Annotated in this window: 13 protein-coding genes; 4 read left to right on the plus strand and 9 right to left on the minus strand. The window is 34.4% G+C overall.

Annotated features, from left to right (window positions below):
* Positions 1-116 precede the first annotated feature (116 nt).
* The 7 genes from pheT to recG form a co-directional block, all read right to left on the minus strand.
* Positions 117-2537 (minus strand): phenylalanine--tRNA ligase subunit beta, encoded by a 2421-nt coding sequence (gene pheT / locus EKL96_RS06055; protein WP_126459589.1) that lies wholly within the window; start codon positions 2535-2537, stop codon positions 117-119.
* Between the two features lie 342 nt (positions 2538-2879).
* A complete protein-coding gene (locus EKL96_RS06060; RefSeq protein ID WP_233579271.1) occupies positions 2880-3377 on the minus strand; it encodes an AraC family transcriptional regulator in 498 nt (165 codons plus the stop codon).
* Positions 3378-3452: 75 nt separating this feature from the next.
* A complete protein-coding gene (locus EKL96_RS06065) occupies positions 3453-4316 on the minus strand; it encodes a bestrophin family protein (protein WP_126459592.1) in 864 nt (287 codons plus the stop codon).
* Between the two features lie 153 nt (positions 4317-4469).
* Entirely contained in the window at positions 4470-5783 is a 1314-nt protein-coding gene (locus tag EKL96_RS06070; protein ID WP_126460124.1) for a TolC family protein, read from the minus strand.
* Positions 5784-5835: 52 nt separating this feature from the next.
* Positions 5836-8931, minus strand: a complete 3096-nt coding sequence (locus tag EKL96_RS06075) for an efflux RND transporter permease subunit (RefSeq protein WP_126459595.1) — start codon at positions 8929-8931, stop codon at positions 5836-5838.
* 60 nt (positions 8932-8991) lie between these two features.
* Positions 8992-10062 carry an efflux RND transporter periplasmic adaptor subunit gene (locus EKL96_RS06080; RefSeq protein WP_126451460.1) on the minus strand — a complete coding sequence of 357 codons (1071 nt, stop codon included), beginning with the start codon at positions 10060-10062 and terminating at the stop codon, positions 8992-8994.
* 377 nt (positions 10063-10439) lie between these two features.
* Positions 10440-12548, minus strand: coding sequence for an ATP-dependent DNA helicase RecG (gene recG, locus EKL96_RS06085; RefSeq protein ID WP_126459597.1), 2109 nt, complete (start codon positions 12546-12548; stop codon positions 10440-10442).
* A gap of 139 nt (positions 12549-12687) precedes the next feature.
* On the opposite strand from recG, the gene EKL96_RS06090 reads away from it, so the two are divergent.
* Complete coding sequence (locus tag EKL96_RS06090; protein WP_126459600.1) at positions 12688-13233, plus strand: DUF1697 domain-containing protein; 546 nt, start codon at positions 12688-12690, stop codon at positions 13231-13233.
* Positions 13234-13643: 410 nt separating this feature from the next.
* Here the strand turns inward: EKL96_RS06090 and EKL96_RS06095 are convergent, their stop codons facing one another.
* Positions 13644-14381 carry a diphthine--ammonia ligase gene (locus tag EKL96_RS06095; RefSeq protein WP_126459603.1) on the minus strand — a complete coding sequence of 246 codons (738 nt, stop codon included), beginning with the start codon at positions 14379-14381 and terminating at the stop codon, positions 13644-13646.
* Positions 14382-14481: 100 nt separating this feature from the next.
* Here EKL96_RS06095 and EKL96_RS06100 point away from each other — a divergent pair, with 100 nt between their 5' ends.
* Positions 14482-16542, plus strand: coding sequence for a M1 family metallopeptidase (locus EKL96_RS06100; RefSeq protein ID WP_126459606.1), 2061 nt, complete (start codon positions 14482-14484; stop codon positions 16540-16542).
* 50 nt (positions 16543-16592) lie between these two features.
* Positions 16593-17492 carry a patatin family protein gene (locus tag EKL96_RS06105; RefSeq protein ID WP_126459609.1) on the plus strand — a complete coding sequence of 300 codons (900 nt, stop codon included), beginning with the start codon at positions 16593-16595 and terminating at the stop codon, positions 17490-17492.
* A 3-nt stretch (positions 17493-17495) separates the two neighbouring features.
* Here EKL96_RS06105 and EKL96_RS06110 read toward each other — a convergent pair whose 3' ends face one another.
* Complete coding sequence (locus tag EKL96_RS06110) at positions 17496-18017, minus strand: hypothetical protein (RefSeq protein ID WP_126459612.1); 522 nt, start codon at positions 18015-18017, stop codon at positions 17496-17498.
* A gap of 129 nt (positions 18018-18146) precedes the next feature.
* On the opposite strand from EKL96_RS06110, the gene EKL96_RS06115 reads away from it, so the two are divergent.
* Positions 18147-18914 carry a sulfite exporter TauE/SafE family protein gene (locus EKL96_RS06115; protein ID WP_126460127.1) on the plus strand — a complete coding sequence of 256 codons (768 nt, stop codon included), beginning with the start codon at positions 18147-18149 and terminating at the stop codon, positions 18912-18914.
* Positions 18915-18956: the final 42 nt, after the last annotated feature.

Below are 18956 nucleotides of genomic sequence, written 5' to 3' on the forward strand. Positions count from 1 at the left end.
TGATATTTTGTTAGTCTTAAGAGCCCTCGCAATTTGCAGGGCTTTTTTGTTATAAAAAAACCCCGATACTAAGTTTTTTAGCATCGGGATTATATTTTACTTAGATAAAATTGAACTTATCTCAAAGTGGCTCCGAGTTCAGTTATAAAATTATTTTGTAACTTGCTCATAATTTTGTCAATTTGCGCATCCGTCAGTGTTTTAGAACAGTCTTGGATAGCGAAACTTAAAGCGTATGATTTTTTCCCTTCAGGAAGATTTTGACCTTGATATACATCAAATAAATTAATGTCTTTTAAAAGTGTTTTTTCTGTCTGACGTGCAATGTTATAAATACTTTCATAAGTTATGTTTTGATCTATAAGCAAAGCCAAATCCCTGCGCACTTCCGGATATTTTGGAATCTCGGTATATTTTATCTTCGCAGAAATTAATTTTAAAATTAGAGCCCAATTAAAATCTGCAAAAAATACTTCTTGTTTGATTCCAAAATGCTTCAATATTGATTTTTTTACCACCCCAAATTCTACCAAAGTATCTTTGTGACATCCAATTGCAATTCCTTCAGAAAAAATATCAGATGTAACAGGTAAATTTTGTGTTTTTTGAATCCCTAATCTTGAAAGGATCCCATGGACATAGCCTTTGAACAAAAAGAAATCAGAGGGTTTTTGAGCGTTAGTCCAATTTTCTTGATTTCTGTTTCCGGAAAGAAATAAAGTCAAATGTTTTTTCTCTTCATAACCAGCAAGATAGTTGTGGTATGATTTTCCAAATTCAAATAATTTTAAATCGGAATTTTTACGATTAATATTATAGGAAACAGCCTCTAATCCGGAGAATAACAGGGATTGTCGCATTGTTGATAAATCAGCACTTAACGGATTCAGCATTGTTACGTTATGTTCTTCTTTAAGTATTTCACTCAGCGCTACATAAGAAGCGGTCGTCAGCGAATTAGCCATCATCTCATTAAATCCTTGAGAATTTAATTGTGTGGCAATCAGATTTTGTATCTTATAGTCTTCGTTTCTGGGAGAATTAGAAACAGTAGCATTCAATTTTTTTGAAAATTTAATGTTATTGTAACCGTAAACCCTTAATATTTCTTCAATTACATCAATTTCTCTTTGTACATCAACCCGGTAAGCCGGAATGGTTAAACCTAAACCTGCGTCAGAAACACTATTGATTTTAATTTCTAATGACGCTAAGATTTGTTTGATCGTATCTTTTGGTAATTCCTGACCAATTATTTTAGCGACTTTACTAAAATTTAAAAACACTGAAAAGTCTTCCAATTTTTTTGGATACATATCCACAACATCAGATGTTATTTCGCCTCCTGCTACTTCTTGTATTAATAGAGCTGCTCTTTTTAGGGCGTATGCGGTAATGGTTGGGTCAATTCCTCTTTCAAATCGAAAGGAAGCATCCGTATTCAATTGATGTCTTTTCGCTGTTTTACGAATACTTACGGGATTAAAATAAGCACTTTCCAGAAAAATAGAATTGGTATGTTCACCTACTCCTGATTTTTTTCCGCCAAAAACACCGGCAATACATAAAGGTCCTTTTTCATCACAAATCATTAAATCTTCTTCGTGTAAGGTTCTTTCTACATCATCAAGAGTAATGAATTTAGTTCCGGTAGGAAGTGTTTGTACGAGTATCTTTCCATTAATTTTTGCAGCATCAAAGGCATGAAGAGGTTGACCCAGCTCATGTAAAACATAATTGGTTACATCTACAATATTATTTTTAGGATTGATTCCAATAGCTTTCAATCGGTTTTGCAACCAAGCTGGTGATGGTTTTACCTCTATACCAGAAATGGTTACACCACAATATCTAGGAGCCAGTTTAGACTCTTTGACATCAATATCAATTTTTAAGGTTCTTTTATCTACTCTAAAATTACTTACCGAAGGGGTGATCAGTTCTACATTGACACCGCTTTGCAGCATTCCTGCTCTCAAATCCCGAGCAGTTCCCAAATGGCTCATGGCATCAGCACGATTGGGTGTCAATCCAATTTCGAAAACTTCGTCATTTTCAATTTTAAAAACGGTGGATGCAGGAGTTCCTGCTGCTAAAGCATCGTCCAGTATCATAATTCCGTCATGGCTATCGCCTAGTCCTAGTTCATCTTCTGCACAAATCATTCCGTGACTTTCCTGTCCGCGAATTTTTCCTTTTTTTATTATAAAAGCAATTCCCGAGGCGTCATATAATGTGGTTCCAATAGTAGCAACCGGCACTTTTTGTCCTGCAGCAACATTAGTGGCACCACATACAATCTGTACAGGAACGCCATTTCCTAAATCGACTGTGGTAATTTTTAATCGGTCAGCATCCGGATGTTGGATGCACGTAAGCACGTGTCCCACAACAATGCCTTCTAATCCGCCTTTTACGGATTGGTATTTATCAACAATTTCTACTTCTAACCCTAAATCAGTTAGTAATGCTGCAGTTTCCTCGGATTTCCAGTCTATTTTAATAAATTGTTTTAACCAGTTGTAAGATATTTTCATCTTTTAATTTTAATGAGACTGCAAATATAAGGATTGCAGTTTGGAGTAAGAAACAATTTTTTTGGTTTTTTACAACTCATTTATATGGATTGACTACGTACCAAAAATACAGATAAAGGAATCTTAAATATAATTATATGTGAATTAAACAATAAAATTAGGTTAAAAAAACACATATTTAAATTTAATGCTATTACTTGACTGAATTGTGCTATTCTAAAGAGAAATAGGTAACTATTTTTGATAAAATATAAACAGATAACAATATGGATAACGTAGCACAAAGACCAGAATTTAAGGCAAAATATGATAATTATATTGGGGGAAAGTTTGTTGCACCAATTAAATACTCATGCATTCTTTGATTAATTTATTAATGGTAGCTGCCAGTTCTACATTGTTGTAGAAAAAATAATTTTGGTAGTTTAATTGCCAAAATTGGTCGTTTCCGTCTTTAGGATACCGTTCGTTCAAAAACTGTAAGGTATCTATAATCTTAGTTTGCTCTATGGCCAAAGCCAAACACTGTGTTGGATTTTTTCTTGTAGCCTCCGGGAAATCAATTTTCATTTCTACATTTGAGGGAATCACTACTGTTTCTCCTGGTAAGTACACAAAGCTCGGATCATCAAAAAGATGCATCACTTTTTTACCTCTGAGCATGCTGGTCACTACAAAATCATTAAATTTTAGAGGAACTAATGCCGATGATTCATAAGTTTCAAAAAGATTTAGTTCGCAATGGTTCAAAGAGTAAACCGTTCGGTTCTCCACTAATGTTTTTAACGATTTCTCGTTTGATAAATGCGGTGGGTTGATGAAGGTACCATTACTATTCATAAATTTAAACTTTAAAAAAGGAAAAGTCTAAATTTAAAGTAAATAACTTAAATTTTAGTGCTATTTATGGAATATTTAAATTAATTCTTCGACGTGTTTTTTTATGTTTTCCGCCATTTTTTTAGTGGGCAGATCATTGGCATCCATGCCAAAAGGATCTTCAATTTCTTCGGCAATCAGCTCTAAACTTGCTAAAACATAAAAGATAAATACCACAACCGGAATTACATAATATCCCAAACTGAACACGTATCCAAAAGGCAAAGTCAGTACATAAATAAAAATAAATTTTTTGATAAAAGCACTGTATGAATAGGGGATAGGAGTGTTTTTTATACGTTCACAAGCACCACAAATATCTGTAAACGAATGAACTTCAGTATTTAAAATCAAGAGTTGGTCGCCTGTTATTTTTTTAGAAACATACAAATCATTGATTTTTTGAAACATCATTTTTGCGACCTGATTGGGCTTGTGTTTGTGATGATCAATGTCTAAATCCAGATCGTCAAAAAGTTGCAGGCTGGTGTCACGGTCGTTTAAATGTTTATGTAAAATTGAGGCATACCCGGGAATTATTTTGCGAAAGAAATTACGATCTTTTTCGTCCTGCAACATTGCAGACAATTTAATAGATAAATTACGACTGTTATTTACCAATGATCCCCATAATTTTCTTCCTTCCCACCAGCGATCATAAGCTGTATTGGTTCGGTAGGCTAATAATAATGAAATTACAAAACCCAACATTCCGTGCATTATTGAAATGTTTTTTACGGGACTGTTATCCGGCAAATGCCAATATTCAATTTCCAAATACCCTATTACACCGGAATAAACACCAATAAGTAGCATCATTGGTATCAATTTCCGAAAAGTATCGGCTTTGCTTAAATGGAAAATAAAACTAATCCAATCTTTAGGGTTATACGAAGTCATTCAGATTTTTTATTTGCAAAAATAAACTAAAATGAACTTTCTGGTTCTAAATAAGGAATCAAAATTTTTGACTGTAAACTACCATTCGTTTTGCCTTTAAAATTCGAAAATTGAGCCATGGAAAAAAGAACAAAATTGTGAATTATTGTCAAATTAAAAAATAAGATTTCCCGCCAATTCTCGAAGTGCAATTTCAGATAATTTGCCTTGAAATTGGGCGTTACTATAGCGAACCTTTGCATTAACATAATTCAATTGTGCGGTTCTGAATTCTAGAGTGGTAATGGTTCCAATGCGAAATTTATCTAAAGTTATAGTCAAATTTTGTTGGGCTATTGCTTGATTTTTTTCTTCCAATGTTATCAATTCTAAATTGGTCAAATAGGTTTGATAGGAGGTTGCCAATTGAGCATTTAGGATCAAATTTTGTTGCTGAATTGATATTTTGGAATTTTCAATTTGAATTTTCGCTATTTTTTCATTTCTATTTTGAGAAAAGCCATCAAACAGGTTTAATGTTGCTGTAAAGCCATAATTAAAACCTCTGGATTGCGATTGTGTGACGAAACCAAGACTGGATTGACTTTCTGAAAAGTTATAGGCCGTATTAACTCTGATTGTAGGATAACGTCCTGCTTTGATTTGCTTCAATTGCAATTCAGCTACTCTTTTATTGATGATCTGAGCTTCTAATTGTGGATTTTGCTTTTCGGCCAGCACAGTAAGTTCCGGAAGAAATAACAGTCGGTCTACTGCAAGTACATCGATTACTTTAAAATTAATTTTAAGATCTCTGGCCATAATTTGGTTCAGCAGGATTTTGCTGTTAGCATAGAGTTCTTTTTGTCTTAAAAGTGCGACTTGGTCAGTATTTAAATCTACCTGAGCATTCAAAACCTCTAATTTAGATGCTTTTCCGATTGTAAATCGGTTTTGTGCCAAAATTAGTCGCTGATTTGAAATAACAATTGTCGTATCCAGAGCGGCCAATTGTTGTTGTTGCTGCACTAAATCATAATAAGCAGCATTTACGTCACTAATTTTAGTAATTAAGGTCAGCTTTAATTGGGCTTCCCCAAGTTTTTGTAACTCTTTGAGCTGGTTCATTCGGGCAAACATTCGGAATCCGTCAAAAATGGTCCAGTTCAGACCTACACCATAACTCAAACTGTTATTTTTAGCATTGTCTAATTTCGTTTCTGCTCCGTCTTGCCTGGTTTGGGAACTATTTTGAACGCTGTTATTGTCCACTACAGAAGCTGTTACGGTGGGTAGCATTCCTGCATTTCCAACCGCTACGTTTGTTTTTTCTATTTTTAAATTATTGGCTGCAATTTTTATTTCGTAATTGTTTTCCAATGCTATCTTTATGGCACTTTCCAATGTTAGCACTTCTTGTGCTTGGGTATTTAAAATACAAAAGAAAATTAAAATTAAACTGCGAAAGAGTATTTTAGTGTTTGTCATAATTGTTTTTTTTGTCACAGATAAATCCTTGTCATTTGTAGCTCCGTTCAAATTATTGAACTTCTTTTTCATATTCTTCAATATGATCAAATTCAGGATAATGTTTTCGAGCTTTAGACCACATTAAGTACATGGCAGGGATTACAAATAAAGTTAGAATTAAAGAGAAAATTGTTCCGCCAACAATGACAACTCCCATTCCAATTCTACTGGTAGATGCTTCTCCTAAAGATAAGGCAATAGGCAAAGCTCCCAATGAAATAGCTAAACTAGTCATTAAAATAGGACGAAGTCTGGATTCAGAAGCTTCTAAAATAGCCTCTAGTTTTGGTTTTCCTTCTTCTCTCAGTTTATTGGCAAACTCAACTATCAAAATCCCATTCTTCGTGACTAATCCAATAAGCATTACCGTTCCAATTTGGCTGAAAATATTCCACGTCTGATCAAACAACCAAAGGGAGAATAAAGCACCTGCAACAGCCATTGGAACTGTCAAAATAATAATTAAAGGATCGATAAAACTCTCAAATTGTGCTGCCAGAATCAAAAATATTAACAGTAAAGCCAATCCAAAAGCAAAAGAGGTATTAGAACTACTCTCTACATAATCCCTGGATTCGCCCCCTAAATCAGTGGTAAAAGTGTCGTCAAGTACTTTCGCTTTAATTTCATTCATGGCATCAATTCCATCACTGATACTTTTTCCCGGTGCTAATCCGGCAGTTACAGTGGCTGACATGTATCGGTTATTATGGTACAATTGTGGCGGATTGCTCTGTTCTTGAATACTAACAACATTATCCATTTGGATTAATTCTCCACTACTATTTTTTACATACATAGAAGTTAAATCCAAAGGTTTGGATCGATCTTCTTGTTCAAATTGTCCAATGACCTGATATTGTTTTCCATTGCGCATAAAATAACCAAAACGCTGTCCGCTCAAAGAAAGTTGTAAGGTTTGTGCAATATCCATAACAGATATACCTAAACTTTTCGCTTTTTCCCGATCAATAGTAACATTGATTTCGGGTTTGTTAAATTTTAGGTTTACATCGGTAACCGAAAACGTAGGGTTTTTGGCAGCCTCATCCATAAATTCAGGAATCTTTTTTTCTAATTGTTTAAAATTAGGTGCCTGAATAATGTATTCAATCGGTAGACCTCCACGTCTGTTTACTGCAATAGTAGGTTCTTCAATAACTGAAGTCTTAATTTCGGGATATTTTTTTGTTAATCGGTTTAATTTTTCTGCAATTTCCTTTTGAGATTTTTCTCGTTCCCCTGTTTCTGAGAGTGCCATTCGAATCATTCCACTATTTACAGAGGAGGAACCCCAACCCGGTGATGTAATTACTAAAGCAACCTTTTTTTCCGGAATAGAATCATCTACTAATTGTGATAATTCTTGCATAAAGCGGTCCGTGTATTCGTAGGACGAACCCTCAGGAGTTGTCATTCTCATAACAAGAGCACTACGGTCATCGTAAGGTGCAGTTTCTTTTTGCAATAAATTAAAAAATACATATATTAATCCAAAACAAGCTATAAGAATGGGAAAACTGATCCATTTTCGTTTCATAAAAGTACTTAATGCACTGGCATAACCACTATTCAATCTTTGGTAAAATGGTTCCGAATAAATATAGAATTTTGATTTTTTTTGTTCCCCGCCTTTCATCAAATAGGCATTTAACATAGGTGTTAATGTTAATGAGACAAAAGCCGAAATTAATACTGCGGCTCCTATGACGACGCCAAACTCCCGAAATAGCCGCCCAACAAATCCTTCCAGAAAAATTACCGGTAAAAATACGGCTGCTAAAGTAATTGAAATCGAGATTACAGCAAAAAAGATCTCATTAGAGCCTTTTATAGCTGCCTCAATTGGAGACATCCCTTCTTCGACCTTCTTAAAAATATTTTCCGTGACAACAATTCCATCATCAACGACCAGGCCTGTAGCAAGAACAATAGCTAATAAAGTCAGTACATTTATCGAGAAACCAAAAAGATACATGATGAAGAACGTTGCAATTAGCGAAACCGGTATGTCAATTAAGGGTCTAATGGCAATAGCCCAATCTCTAAAGAATAAATAAATGATCAGAATTACCAAAATGATAGAAATTAACAAGGTTTCAGCCACTTCAATAACGGATTTTTTTACAAAAATAGTGCTGTCAATAACAATGTTTAATTTAATATCTTTGGGTAAATCCTTTTTTAATTTATCATATTCTTTGTAGAATTCTTTAGAAATATCTAAATAATTTGCACCAGGAAGCGGAACTATAGCTACACCCACTAACGGTAAACCGGATTGCGTCATTTTTGTTTCCAGATTTTCAGGTCCTAAAACCGCTGTACCTATATCACTAAAAAGAACCGTTTTTGCTCCTTCGGAACGAATGATAATATTATTGAACTCTTCGGCTGTAGATAAATTTCCAACTGTTTTTACTGTTAATTCCGTATTATTGCCCGTTATTTTTCCAGAAGGGAGTTCTACATTTTGTTGATTTAAGGCATCTCTAACTTCGGCTACGGAACATCCGTAAGCGGCTAATTTGACAGGATCAATCCATAAACGCATGGCAAATCTCTGTTGTCCCCAAATTTGAACTCCACTGACTCCAGGGATTGTTTCTAATCTTTGGGCAATAACATTTTCAGCATAATCACTTAATTCTAGGGAATTTCTGGAATCACTTTGAACTGTCATCGAAATAATGGCACGACTATCGGCATCTGCTTTAGAGACAACAGGAGGGGAATCAATGTCTTCTGGCAAATTTCGTACTGCCTGAGATACTTTATCCCGGACATCATTTGCGGCAGCTTCAAGATCCTTACCTAAATTAAATTCAATGGTTATGCTGCTGTTTCCTTGGGTACTCGACGAAGTAATATTTCGAATTCCTTCAATAGAATTGATTGCTTTTTCTATAGGCTCGGTAATTTGTGACTCAATAATATCCGCATTTGCTCCGGCATAATTGGTTCGAATCGAAATTTGCGCAGGATCAATAGAAGGAAATTCCCGGACTCCCAAAAAACTATATCCAATTATTCCAAATAACACAATGGAAAGGTTCATTACTATAGTTAATACAGGTCTTTTGATACTTAAAGTTGATAAACTCATTGTTTTAATTTAGTTTTTAATCCCAATAAACAAAGGGATTTAATTTTAAGGGTATTGACCTTAAATATTATTTTTAGCGACAGTTACTTTTACAGGAACATCATTTTTTAAGGACATAATACCACTGGTCAATAAAGTATCACCCGCCTTAAGTCCTGAAAGTACTAAGATGGAAGCATCCGTTCTGGTGGCGGTTTCGACCATCACTTGCTTTGCTTTTCCTCCACTGGAAATAAAAACTTTTTTACCGTTTTGAACCGGAATGATCGCTTCTGTTGGGACTAAGATCGCATCTTTGATAATATCCAAAGGCATTTCTACATCGGCAAAAAGTCCCGGTAATAAGTTACCGTCTTTGTTTTCTGCTAATGCTCGTACTTGTATGGTTCTGGTAGCTACAGACACTCTTGGCTCAATAGCATAAATCATAGCGCTATATTTTTTATTAGATCCGGCTACTGTAAAGTGTAAAGAGGTGTTTTTCTTAATTTGTGTAGCATATTTTTCAGGAATCGAAAAAGTTATTTTTAGCTTGCTGGTGTTCACAAGATTTGCAATCAACATGGAAGGTGTAATATAAATCCCCGGAGAAATAGAACGCAAACCAATTTTTCCTGAGAAGGGCGCTCGTACAGATGTTTTGGCAATTTGAACTTGAATCAACTGAGTTTGGGCTTCTGCTGATTTTAGATCCGCTCGGGCTAAATCATATTCTTCCTGGCTAATGGCTTCTTTTTGAAGTAATAATTGTGCTCTTCTTGCATTTTCTGAAGCTAATCCTTCTCGAGTAGATGCTTGTCTCAATTGGGCTCTTAACTCTAAATCATTCACTTTAAAAAGTACTTGACCTTTGCTAACGCTACTTCCTTCCTCAAAATAAATTCGTTCAACAATTCCTGAAACTTCACTCCGGATTTCAACCTGTTCATTGGCTTCAATAGAACCAGATAACGATAAATTATTATCAAACGTTTGTGGCTCTACAATAATTCCACTGACATTCATTGATTTGATGTTTCCTGATTGATCTTTTGAATCGCCACTTTTACTTTTGTTTTCTTTTATTCGGTAACCAATAAATCCAATGATTCCAATTGTTAGCAAGGCATAAACTAGGTATTTAATTTTCATAGTTATTAAGTAAGATTAGGTCTCAGTTTTTTTAGTTAAAGACAAATTTAGGTTTTAGAAATGAATTAATTGAGGTGTTAATTTTTATTTAACGTTTGTACATACAAATGTCTTGTCCGTAAAAAATACGTTTCTGAATTCTAAATATTTTAGAAATATAGCATTAAAAAAAATGTTTTCAGAAACTCATTAGATTGTAGGACTACAAAAAACGGAAATGGTTTAATTGATAATAGAAAAAATAGTATTTAACGAAACTAAATTAAAAAGTACATACGATCAAAAATTACGTTAGCAAGATAAAATATCAACTTCTCGCCGTTTTAGTTTTAATCAAAAACAAAAGTTGAACATTATTCTCAAAATAAGAATTTAGGTTAGCTAATATAATTCCAGATGTTTTTCTTTTTTGTCATTTCTAAGAAAACAACTCTCAAAGCGGTATGCTCCGGTTTTTGCATCCCTGCATCTTCTTTCAGAAGTTTTAAAGCATAATTTCTGGCTAAAGCCAAAGTATCTCTGTCTCGAACTAAATCGGCAATTTGAAGATTCAGTACGCCGCTTTGTTGTGTTCCCATCAAATCACCCGGACCACGAAGCTTCAAGTCGACTTCCGCAATTTCGAAACCATCGTTTGTTTGCACCATCGTTTCCATTCGTGTTTTACTGTCAGAACTCAATTTGTGACTTGTCATCAGGATGCAATAACTTTGCTCCGCACCACGACCCACGCGACCTCGAAGCTGATGGAGTTGCGACAATCCAAAACGTTCCGCACTTTCAATAATCATCACGCTGGCATTAGGAACATTCACGCCAACTTCAATTACGGTTGTAGCAACCATAATATTAGTTTTCCCTTCTGAAAAGCGTTTCATTTCTGCATCCTTTTCCGCTGGTTTCATCTTTCCGTGCAAAATTGAAATCGAATACTGTGGCAATGGGAAATCTCTGGAAACACTTTCGTAACCGTCCATTAAATCCTTGAAATCCATTTTCTCCGATTCCTGGATGAGCGGATACACAATATAGATTTGGCGACCCAAAGCGATTTCGTCCCGAAGGAATTTCCAAACCTTCAAACGGTTGCTGTCAAAACGATGTACGGTCTGAATCGGTTTTCGTCCCGGAGGCAGTTCATCAATTACTGAAATGTCTAAATCGCCATACAAACTCATCGCCAAAGTGCGGGGAATAGGCGTGGCGGTCATTACCAGAACGTGTGGCGGAATCACATTTTTATTCCATAATTTAGAGCGTTGTTCTACGCCAAAACGATGTTGCTCATCAATTACAGCCAGTCCTAAATTCTTGAATTTTACTTTATCTTCTAGTAAAGCATGCGTTCCGATGAGAATATGTAACGTTCCGTTTTCCAGTTCTTCATGGATAATTCGGCGTTGAGCTATTTTGGTAGAACCTGTTAGGATTCGGATATTTATATTTAAAGTTTCGGCCAATTCGGATAAACCGATAAAATGCTGATTGGCGAGGATTTCTGTTGGTGCCATCAAGCAGGCTTGGAAGCCATTATCAAGCGCCAAAAGCATGCTCATAAAAGCCACAATTGTTTTTCCGGAACCTACATCGCCTTGCAGCAATCGGTTCATTTGGGCGTTGCTTCCCATATCGGTTCGGATTTCCTTTATCACTCTTTTTTGAGCATTTGTCAGTTGAAAAGGCAAATGATGCTGATAAAAATCATTGAAGTTTTCGCCTACAGTTGTAAACGGATGTCCTTTTATTTTATGTTTTCGGATGAGATTCTTCGTGATTAATTGCAATTGGATAAAGAACAATTCTTCGAATATTAATCGGAATTTGGCTTTAGCTAAAACATCAGAACTTTTTGGAAAATGAATGTTGAATAAAGCCGCTTTTTTAGGAATCAGCTTCAATTCGTTAATCAAATAATCCGGTAAAGTTTCCGTGAATAACGCTTGTGTTTCCAGAAACAATTGCTGCATCAGTTTATTAATCACCCGGTTTGAAATTCCGCGATTAGTCAAAGTTTCTGTCGAAGGATACACGGGTTGCATCGCTGAACGCAGACTTTGTTCATGCTCTGTCATCAATTCAATTTCGGGATGCGCCATGTTGAACGCATTTCCAAAAGAGGTGCATTTCCCAAAAATAACACACATTTCATTGAGCTTTAAACTCTCCCGAATCCATTTGTGACCTTGAAACCAAACGAGTTCCATTTGTCCTGTATCATCTACAAAAGTCGCTACCAATCGTTTTTGGTTTTTGCCAAATTCTACAGTTTTGATGTTGATGATTTTACCGATAATCTGAACTTCGGCACTATTATTTTGCAGTTCGTTAATCTTGTAATATCGCGTTCTGTCTATGTATCTATTTGGAAAAAAATTAACCAAATCCACGTACTTATAAATTCCCAATTCCTTACGAAGCAATTCGCCCCGATTGGGACCAACGCCTTTCAAGTATTCGATGGGAGTGAGTAGGAGGTTTTGTTGCATAGTGCGAAGATAGTTTTTTGTTTGGAAATTTGGAAAGTGTAATTGATTCTAAAATGCTTTATTAAAAATGTAAAGTTAAAACTTAACTTAATTGTGAAATTAACACCAAACGCAATACCTTCGTAAAAAAAAGTAATAAATGACAACTCATCTCGCATTACTCCGTGGCATCAATGTTTCAGGTCATAGTATGATAAAAATGGAGGCGCTAAAAACAACTTTGGAAGCCATTGGTTTTCAAAATGTACAAACGTATATTCAATCGGGAAATGTTTTTGTAGATACAGAAGAAGAAAGTTCAGCTGCTGTTGGATTCAAAATAAAACAGGAAATTTTCAAGGCTTTCGGTCATGAAGTGCCGGTTGTAGTCATTAGCTCTGCAGATTTAGAAGCATGTTTCAAGAATAATCCTTTCTTGAAGGAAAAAGATATTGATACTAAGAAGTTATATGTGGCTTTTATTTCGACTACGTTACAAAGTAGCAGTATGAATGATTTGAGAATAAGTCAGTTCAAACCGGATGAAGCCAGTATTGACGGCAGCAGAATTTTTATAAAATATGCTGTTGGCGCCGGAAAAACCCGATTCGACCAAAAATACATCGAGAAGAAGCTAAATGTTATTGCAACAATCCGCAATTGGAATACTGTGACGCAATTACTGAAACTTTACGAGGAAAGATAATAAGACTTTAAAATCTAGTATAACCGCTAATTCGCTAATTTTCAAATGTTATCATCCATTTGAAATTTGCGAATTAGCGGTATTTTTTTAGAGTCAAAACAAGGATGTTTCAGAATCTATTTTTAACTTTAGAAATAAAATATTTATAATTTGACGCAACCTTTTACAAAAAGAATCATCTCAAGAATATCTGTGTAAACGATGTCAAATATTATTTTACACTTTTAGTTAAAAAAGTAAATTAATAAGTGCTTATTGAACATTTTGATGCGGTTAAATTTAGGATTATGAAGCATTTTTGCGAAAGAGATCTCAGGAGTTGAAAAATTTTTGGTACTTTTTTTTTAAAAACCTTAATTATAAAAATGAAGCCTATCCTAAAGTACTGAATTTATTAGCCATTAAATAGATTATTTTTCAACCAGATCACAATACCAAAAACCAAAATCAAATGCATCAGAAGCGCTCGTATCACAAGCAGTATCAGATGGATCTTCCTTTTCTGGTTTTTCGTATTTTCTATAAACAACTTCGCCAATTTCGAAATTGATAGGTTTCGAGAAAATGGGACCGTCAAAAGTGAAGGTGTGAAATTCTCCGTTTTCTCCGCAAACATCTACATTTTCAGGTAATTCATTGATGAAATTTTGATCAATCACGCGACCAACGAAGCTTTTATCTAAAAAGCGTTCATTGACGCAAACCACAATTGTTTTAAAACCTAAATTGATAAATTCTTGAATTAAATCATGTGTTGGGATTTTCCAAAGCGGAAAAATACCTTCAAAACCTATTTCGGCTAGTTTGTCTTCTCTGTATTTTCGTAAATCTTCCAGAAAAATATCACCAAAAATCGAATGTGTAACACCTTGGTTTTTTAGTTTTGCCAATGTTTCCCGCATCACATTTTCGTACACCTCCATGGTTGGCATTTCAGGAATTTGCATAATTTCAAGAGGCAATCCAATGCTTTCGGCTTGTTGTTTCAATAATTCTACTCGGACGCCATGCATCGAAATACGCTGATATTGTTGGTTTACACTTGTGAGTAAACAAGCAATTTCAATTTCGGGATTTTGTAATGTTTTGTACAAGGCGAGAGCCGAATCTTTACCGCTGCTCCAGTTAAATAGTGCTATCTTTTTCAATGTATTTTCATGTTTTTTCTGGAGTCAAACTTACAAAATTTGGCGGTTTAGTTTGCGAAACCTTCGTAACTTTGAAAATTACAGTATTAAATGTATCATAATGAAATACCTATTCTTTTTTATTTCCACGTTCACATTCGCCCAACAAACCCAATTTGTTGATTTTAAATCAGTTTTAGGGAAAATTGCCGTAAATCCAATTGAAAAAATAGTTTCAGGTGATGTTGATTATATTTTTGACGTTTTGAAATCCATTGACACGATTAAAATTGATGCACAAAACATGGAATTTTCTAATTTAAAACTGAACGGAAAAGCAATCAATTACCGCAATACACAAAAACAATTGCAAATCATTTTTCCATTTAAAAAAGGAAAAAATAATTTGACCTTTCAATATTCAGCTAAGCCAAAACAAACGATGTATTTCGTGGGTTCAGAAGCAAATGATAATTTACAAATTTGGACGCAAGGACAAGGAAAATATACCAGTCATTGGTTTCCGAGTTTTGATGATGTGAATGAAAAAGTGGTTTTCAATTTGAATATTATATTCAAAAAAGAGTATCAGGTAATTTCAAATGGAACTTTGAGATTTAAATCTGGATTTGATGGACTTTCGGTTTGGCAATACCAAATGCAAAAACCAATGAGTTCTTATTTATTGATGCTTACTATCGGTAAATTTGAAAAAAAAATCGAGAAATCAAATTCTGGAATTCCTTTAGAAATGTATTTGGGACTAAAAGACGTTTCCAAATTTGAACCAACCTATCGCAACTCTAAAAAAATGTTTGATTTCTTAGAAAAGGAAATAGGAGTGAAGTATCCTTGGGAAATTTACAAACAAGCACCTGTTCGAGATTTCTTGTATGCCGGAATGGAAAATACATCAGCAACGCTTTTCAACATGCGTTATGTGGTGGATTCTACAGGTTTTGAAGACAGAAGTTACACGAATGTCAATGCGCATGAATTAGCGCATCAGTGGTTTGGGAATTTAGTCACGGCCGAAAGCAGCAAGCATCATTGGTTACAAGAAGGTTTTGCGACCTATTATGCGTTGCTGGCCGAAAAGGAAATCTATGGAGAAGATTATTTTTATTCCAAATTATATGAGTCGGCATCACAATTAAAATACGCTTCCAGAACGGATAGCATTCCGGTTTTGAATGCCAAAGCCAGTTCATTGACTTTTTATCAAAAAGGAGCTTGGGCACTTTTTGTTTTACACAAAGAAATAGGGGATAAGGCGTTTAAAAAAGCGGTAAAAAGTTATTTAGAAAAAAATGCATTTCAAAATGTGAATACAACAGATTTTTTTGCTGAAATCAAAAAAGTATCTAGTTATGATTTAGATAATTTTAGTGAAGTATGGCTTGAAACTACTGTTTTCAATACACAACAAGCCAATAGTTTATTGCTTAAAAACAAATCAATTCAGGCGTTGTTTGAAGTCGATAAATTAAAAAACAAACCGTTGTCAGAGAAAAAGGATTTTCTTGAAAAAACAATGCAATCTGACGTCTATTTTTTGGTAAAAGAAGTTATTTTAAATCAATTAAAAAATGAAAAATGGGAAGATAAAAAAGAACTTCTGGCATTGGCTTTAACAACTGAAAATCTCCAAGTGCGTCAGGCTGTAGCTAGTACTTTGACTAAAATACCCGAAGATTTCCGTTTGCAATATGAGACTTTACTCGATGATCATTCCTATCAAACCCAAGAAATAGCGTTGTATCATTTATGGAATAATTTCCCCGAATATCGCTCTCTTTATTTGGATAAATCCAAAGACTGGATTGGTTTTAATGATTATAATCTTAAAATATTGTGGCTTAGCTTAGCCTTGTCGAGTCCAGATTATGCATCAGACAAAACGGATTTAATCACGGAATTGGTGAATTATTCTTCTTCAATTTATGAAGCGACAACACGCCAAAATGCTTTGGAAAATCTTCTTACTTTTGGAATAATAAACGACACGGTTTTGAAAAACTTGATCAATGCATCAACACATCAAATGTGGCAGTTTTCAAAATTTGCGAGAGACAACATTAGAACCTTGCTAAAAAACAAAGAAATGCAGCTTTCATTCGAAAGGATTTTACCAAATTTGATTGAAAAGGAGCAATTTCAATTGAAAAGATTGATTTTTTAATTACTTTAACGAGATAATAATATAAGATTTATTATTTCAATATAAAATAGATGAAAGCATTAGTCATTTCAGGGGGTGGTAGTAAAGGAGCATTTGCAGGCGGGGTAGCAGAATTTCTTTTAGAAAAAGAAGCCGATAAATATGATCTTTTCGTCGGAACTTCAACTGGAAGTTTGCTGATTCCTCATTTGGCTTTAAATAAAATTGAAAAAATAAAAGAAATTTTTACCTCTGTAAATCAGTCCAGTATTTTTAGTAGACGTCCTTTTTTTGTAAAAAATAAAAATGGGGTATTTGTTATTTCGATAAACCATTTTAATGTACTAATCAATCTCATCAGAGGGAGTAAGACTTTTGGAGAAAGTCATAGTTTGAGAAAATTAATTCGAAAATCCATTACTCGTGAAGAGTTTAAAGAATTAAAAGCCGGGAGCAAAGATGTTATCATTACCGTTTCCAATTTGAGCACTAATGAAGTGGAGTACAAGTCAATTAAAGATTTTGAATATTCTGAGTTTTGTGATTGGATCTGGATTTCATGTAATTATCTTCCCTTCATGAGTTTGGTTAATAAAAAAGGAAGTGATTATGGCGATGGTGGATTTACCAATTTAGTACCAATTCGAGAAGCCATAAATCGAGGAGCAACAGAAATTGATGTTATTATCTTGCAAACAGAAACCCAAATTAGTAAAAAAATTATCAGTAGAAACCCTTTCTCTTTATTGGTAAATTTATTTGGGACTGTTCTCGAACAGGTAAAGAAAAAGGACATTGCCATTGGTCTTTTGGCAGCAAAGAATAATAATGTAACCATAAATTTTTATTATACTCCAACGCATTTGACTGATAATGCGCTTTTTTTTAACAAAACAGAAATGAAAAAATGGTGGAAACAAGGTTACGAATACGCATTGACTAAAAGTGAAATTATGAGTGATATAAAATAACTCTTACCACAATTGTCCCACTTCGTTTTTAATATAAGCCAATGCTGCAGTGCTTGGAAAAGGTTTCTCTAATAAATCTTCAATGATAATTTCCCGCAAACTATTTGCGTCTTTTACTCTTTCATTAGTTGTTGCCAAACGAATCATTTGAATGGTTGCATTTTTGGCTGTAACAATAATGGACCAACACTCATCCGAAATGTAGATTTGCTGTGCTAAATTGTGTTCATACTCTTGTTCGATTTGTGCAATTACAAAATTGCGATACTCGTTTTTATCTTCTGAAAGAGGGGTAATTCGAACTAAAAGTTTTGAAGGATTGATCCGTTCCATAAACAAAGCCATACGCTCATAAGCCTGCAAGCGCAGAGGCAATAAGTCTTTTTGAGCGTCTTTTTGTAATAACCAGCGTCTTGTATTTTGTTGGTCTTTGAAATAAGCGTTAAATAAATAATAAGCAACACCTCCAGTAATTAGTGAAGGTATTGTGTAGCCCAGAATTTCTATGATTTTTGTAGAATCCATTTTGATGTGAAAATTATTTAGCAAAAATATACTTTTTTGAGTATAAATCAATTTCTATTTAATAGCAATAAATGAAACCGAATGCTATTTTTGTTGTTCGTAATAAGAATATTTTAATTGAATACTATGATGGAGACTTACGTTTTGGCTTTACTTTGTATTGCGGCCTTTGCTGCTGGATTTATTGATGCAATTGTTGGAGGTGGCGGATTGATACAAACGCCTATGGGATTGATTTTATTACCGAATCTTCCTGTTGCAACCGTAATTGGAACCTTGAAAGTTCCTGCTTTTAGTGGTACTTCCTTTGCAGCGTATCAATATCTGAAAAAGGTAGATATGAACTGGAAACTATTGTCGATTATGATGCTTTTGGCCTTTCCATCGGCATTTTTGGGTTCTACTTTATTGACGTATGTGAGCAATGATTTCATGAAACCGTTATTATTGGTGGTTCTTTCTTTTTTAGTTGTTTACACGTACGCCAAGAAAAATTTTGGACAACATATTAAAAAAAATCATTCCCCAAGAACTCAAATTTGTAATGCTATCGGAATCAGTTTTGTAGTTGGTTTATATGATGGATTTATCGGACCGGGAACCGGAAGTTTTTTGGTTGTGGCTTTTATTGCCATTATGGGTTTCGATTTTTTGCACGCTTCCGCAAATGCGAAAATGGTGAATCTGGCGACAAACTTTGGTTCTATATGTTTGTTTATTTTAAAAGGAAAAATTATTTGGGCAATTGCACTACCCATGGCTGCCAGCAATGCGTTAGGCGGATGGATTGGAGCAAAAATAGCCATTAACAAGGGAAATAGTTTTATTCGGATTTTCTTTTTGGTTGTAGTAATCGGGACTTTAATCCGTTTTGCGTACGATGTATTTTTGAGATAATAAATACAAGAATATCTTATTAAGAAGAGTCGCAAAATGAAT

This window comes from Flavobacterium sp. LS1R10 (assembly GCF_003968825.1).
Taxonomy (GTDB): Bacteria; Bacteroidota; Bacteroidia; order Flavobacteriales; family Flavobacteriaceae; genus Flavobacterium.

Excerpts from the sequence above, each read along its gene's own strand:
- pheT (WP_126459589.1), bottom strand. The coding sequence starts at position 2,537 with ATGAAAATATCTTACAACTGGTTAAAACAATTTATTAAAATAGACTGG.
- EKL96_RS06060 (WP_233579271.1), bottom strand. The coding sequence starts at position 3,377 with ATGAATAGTAATGGTACCTTCATCAACCCACCGCATTTATCAAACGAG.
- EKL96_RS06065 (WP_126459592.1), bottom strand. The coding sequence starts at position 4,316 with ATGACTTCGTATAACCCTAAAGATTGGATTAGTTTTATTTTCCATTTA.
- EKL96_RS06070 (WP_126460124.1), bottom strand. The coding sequence starts at position 5,783 with ATGACAAACACTAAAATACTCTTTCGCAGTTTAATTTTAATTTTCTTT.
- EKL96_RS06075 (WP_126459595.1), bottom strand. The coding sequence starts at position 8,931 with ATGAGTTTATCAACTTTAAGTATCAAAAGACCTGTATTAACTATAGTA.
- EKL96_RS06080 (WP_126451460.1), bottom strand. The coding sequence starts at position 10,062 with ATGAAAATTAAATACCTAGTTTATGCCTTGCTAACAATTGGAATCATT.
- recG (WP_126459597.1), bottom strand. The coding sequence starts at position 12,548 with ATGCAACAAAACCTCCTACTCACTCCCATCGAATACTTGAAAGGCGTT.
- EKL96_RS06090 (WP_126459600.1), top strand. The coding sequence starts at position 12,688 with ATGACAACTCATCTCGCATTACTCCGTGGCATCAATGTTTCAGGTCAT.
- EKL96_RS06100 (WP_126459606.1), top strand. The coding sequence starts at position 14,482 with ATGAAATACCTATTCTTTTTTATTTCCACGTTCACATTCGCCCAACAA.
- EKL96_RS06105 (WP_126459609.1), top strand. The coding sequence starts at position 16,593 with ATGAAAGCATTAGTCATTTCAGGGGGTGGTAGTAAAGGAGCATTTGCA.
- EKL96_RS06110 (WP_126459612.1), bottom strand. The coding sequence starts at position 18,017 with ATGGATTCTACAAAAATCATAGAAATTCTGGGCTACACAATACCTTCA.
- EKL96_RS06115 (WP_126460127.1), top strand. The coding sequence starts at position 18,147 with ATGGAGACTTACGTTTTGGCTTTACTTTGTATTGCGGCCTTTGCTGCT.